Consider the following 3,898-nt stretch of genomic DNA (forward strand, 5'->3'; position numbering starts at 1 on the left):
TCGTGTCGCGCGATCCGCAGGATCGTCGCCTTGAAGTGTGTCGAGTGAGGGTGGTCAAAAAAGTCATTCGTATAAAGGTTTGTGGTGAGCTTCTTGGCTTGCCGCTTGTTCTGTTTTGACATCGTAAAGAGAAGATTTGTTCGAACTTCATGAGCCGAAAGGTTCGTGATTTGTCGCGGGAGACGCTCAATCTCCCGCATATGATGGGTTTGCCTAACCGCACCCTCGAACCGATCTCGAGAAGCTGGTCTTTTTGTGCCAATGACATCAAGCGCCAATCCCGCACAGGATTGCGCTTATGCGACGATCCCTTTGGGATCGCGCGGACGCTAATCCCGCAAGGGAGAGGCTGAAGCGACGATCTCTTCGAGATCGCGCGGGTGGGCATTGGCAATGAGAACGATCAAGTGTCTTAAGGGCAATTGGTGGATGCCTTGGCATGCACAGGCGATGAAGGACGTGATACGCTGCGATAAGCTACGGGGAGGTGCGAATACCCTTTGATCCGTAGATTTCCGAATGGGGAAACCCACCTAAGGTACTTGGAAAATCAGAGCTGCAGGGTGACTTGCTGCTGTGGTTTCCAAGTATCGATAATAGGTAACTTATCCTGAATACATAGGGATAAAGTGGCGAACGCGGGGAACTGAAACATCTAAGTACCCGTAGGAAAGGACATCAACCGAGACTCCGGAAGTAGTGGCGAGCGAACCCGGACCAGGCCAGTGGCGATTGAGAGACAAGCGGAACCTTCTGGAAAGTAGGGCCATAGTGGGTGACAGCCCCGTACGCGTAATGCAATCAATCGTCCTCGAGTAAGGCGGGACACGTGAAATCCTGTCTGAAATTGGGAGGACCACCTTCCAAGCCTAAGTACTCGTGCATGACCGATAGCGAACTAGTACCGTGAGGGAAAGGTGAAAAGCACCCCGACAAGGGGAGTGAAAGAGTACCTGAAACCGATTGCCTACAAACAGTGGGAGCCCGCAAGGGTCACCACGTACCTTTTGTATAATGGGTCAGCGACTTAGTGTGACGAGCAAGCTTAAACCGCTAGGTGTAGGCGCAGCGAAAGCGAGTCTGAACAGGGCGTTCAGTTCGTCGCATTAGACCCGAAACCGAGTGATCTAGCCATGAGCAGGTTGAAGGTAAGGTAACACTTACTGGAGGACCGAACCCATAACTGTTGCAATAGTTCGGGATGACTTGTGGCTAGGGGTGAAAGGCCAATCAAACTCGGAAATAGCTGGTTCTCCGCGAAATCTATTTAGGTAGAGCGTCGACCGAATACCCCAGGGGGTAGAGCACTGGATGGGCTAGGGGTCCTCACCGGATTACCAAACCTAACCAAACTCCGAATACCTGGGAGTACTAGTCGGCAGACACACGGCGGGTGCTAACGTCCGTCGTGAAAAGGGAAACAACCCTGACCTACAGCTAAGGTCCCCAAGTTATGGCTAAGTGGGAAAGGATGTGAGGATCCCAAAACAACCAGGATGTTGGCTTAGAAGCAGCCATCATTTAAAGAAAGCGTAACAGCTCACTGGTCTAAATAAGGGTCTTTGCGCCGAAAATGTAACGGGGCTAAAGCCATACACCGAAGCTTAGGGTTTGGTCCGCAAGGGCCAAGCGGTAGCGGAGCGTTCTGTAAGCTGACGAAGCCATACCCGTGAGGGGTGGTGGAGGTATCAGAAGTGCGAATGCTGACATGAGTAACGTAAGGGGAGTGAGAGACTCCCCCGCCGAAAGACCAAGGGTTCCTGCTTAAAGCTAATCTGAGCAGGGTTAGCCGGCCCCTAAGACGAGGCGGAAACGCGTAGTCGATGGGAACCACGTTAATATTCGTGGGCTTGGAGGTAGTGACGGATCGCACAAGTTGTCCAATCTTATCGGATTGAACGGGCAGCGGAGCGGTTCCAGGAAATAGCTCCTCCTTATAAACCGTACCCGAAACCGACACTGGTGGTCAGGTAGAGTATACCAAGGCGCTTGAGAGAACTATGCTGAAGGAACTCGGCAAATTGCACGCGTAACTTCGGAAGAAGCGTGACCCTTTTCTACGCAAGTAGAGGAGGGTGGCACAGACCAGGGGGTAGCGACTGTTTATCAAAAACACAGGGCTCTGCGAAGTCGCAAGACGACGTATAGGGTCTGACGCCTGCCCGGTGCTGGAAGGTTAAGAGGAGGGGTGCAAGCTCTGAATCGAAGCCCCAGTAAACGGCGGCCGTAACTATAACGGTCCTAAGGTAGCGAAATTCCTTGTCGGGTAAGTTCCGACCTGCACGAATGGCGTAACGACTTCCCCGCTGTCTCCAGCATAGACTCAGTGAAATTGAATTCCCCGTGAAGATGCGGGGTTCCTGCGGTTAGACGGAAAGACCCCGTGCACCTTTACTATAGCTTTACATTGGCATTCGTAGTGGCATGTGTAGGATAGGTGGTAGGCTTTGAAACCTGGGCGCCAGCTCAGGTGGAGCCACCCTTGAAATACCACCCTTATTACTATGGATGTCTAACCGCGGCCCGTTATCCGGGTCCGGGACAATGTATGGTGGGTAGTTTGACTGGGGCGGTCGCCTCCTAAAGAGTAACGGAGGCGCGCGATGGTGGGCTCAGAACGGTCGGAAATCGTTCGCTGAGTGCAATGGCATAAGCCTGCCTGACTGCGAGACTGACAAGTCGAGCAGAGACGAAAGTCGGTCATAGTGATCCGGTGGTCCCGCGTGGAAGGGCCATCGCTCAACGGATAAAAGGTACGCCGGGGATAACAGGCTGATGACCCCCAAGAGTCCATATCGACGGGGTTGTTTGGCACCTCGATGTCGACTCATCGCATCCTGGGGCTGGAGCAGGTCCCAAGGGTATGGCTGTTCGCCATTTAAAGCGGTACGTGAGTTGGGTTCAGAACGTCGTGAGACAGTTCGGTCCCTATCTGCCGTGGGTGTAGGAATATTGAAAGGATCTGTCCCTAGTACGAGAGGACCGGGATGGACGGATCTCTGGTGGACCTGTTGTGGCGCCAGCCGCATAGCAGGGTAGCTATATCCGGACGGGATAACCGCTGAAGGCATCTAAGCGGGAAACCCACCTTAAAACGAGTATTCCCTGAGAACCGTGGAAGACGACCACGTTGATAGGCCGGGTGTGGAAGAGCGGCAACGCTTGAAGCTTACCGGTACTAATAGTTCGATCGGCTTGATCGTTCTCATTCCTTATGCTCATCGTGAACACGATGATCTGACCAGCGCTCACGCATGAGCGGCCCTTACGGGCCTATGCTCCGCGAGGGCGCCGGAAAACCGGCGACGCGCAGTCGCGCTTGCGGACTTTGTCCGTTAGCTAGACACAAACGTCGCCTTGGCACGAAAAAACAGCTTCTCGATATAACGTGCGTTTTGCCGACCTGGTGGTTATGGCGGAGCGGCTGCACCCGATCCCATTCCGAACTCGGCCGTGAAACGCTCCAGCGCTGATGGTACTTCGTCTCAAGACGCGGGAGAGTAGGTCGCTGCCAGGTCTGCAAAACGCACGTTGAACTCTCATCCGCAAACCGGATGAAACTGAAATCTTCTCTCTACGAAAAGGCCCGCCAAGGGATCACGGGCCGCGCAAGCGGCCCTTTCATTTGGTCAGCCATATACCTATCTGTAAGCCATCCTGTTCATAGGCTTACGTCCAGATAAGCAAGCAAACGCTTGCTTCAGATCCGGAGCAAGCAAGAGCTTGCCCTGGAGAGTCCGGAGCAAGCAAGAGCTTGCCCTGGAGAGTCCGGAGCAAGCAAGAGCTTGCCCTGGAGGTGACGCGGGGTGGAGCAGCCCGGTAGCTCGTCAGGCTCATAACCTGAAGGTCACAGGTTCAAATCCTGTCCCCGCAACCAACATCAAAAACAGCCCGCTTC

General features: G+C 53.9%; 1 tRNA gene and 2 rRNA genes. All 3 read left to right on the forward strand.

The features are described 5' to 3' along the window. The first annotated feature begins 401 nt into the window (after positions 1–401). A 23S ribosomal RNA gene (locus tag NKI61_RS31990) occupies positions 402–3,203 on the forward strand. 199 nt (positions 3,204–3,402) lie between these two features. Next, positions 3,403–3,517, forward strand: a 5S ribosomal RNA gene (gene rrf, locus NKI61_RS31995). Positions 3,518–3,800: 283 nt separating this feature from the next. Next, positions 3,801–3,877 (forward strand) — tRNA-Met (locus tag NKI61_RS32000). The last annotated feature ends 21 nt before the right edge of the window (positions 3,878–3,898 follow it).

Origin of the sequence: Mesorhizobium sp. M0514 (assembly GCF_040321145.1) — a bacterium.
Taxonomy (GTDB): domain Bacteria; phylum Pseudomonadota; class Alphaproteobacteria; order Rhizobiales; family Rhizobiaceae; genus Mesorhizobium.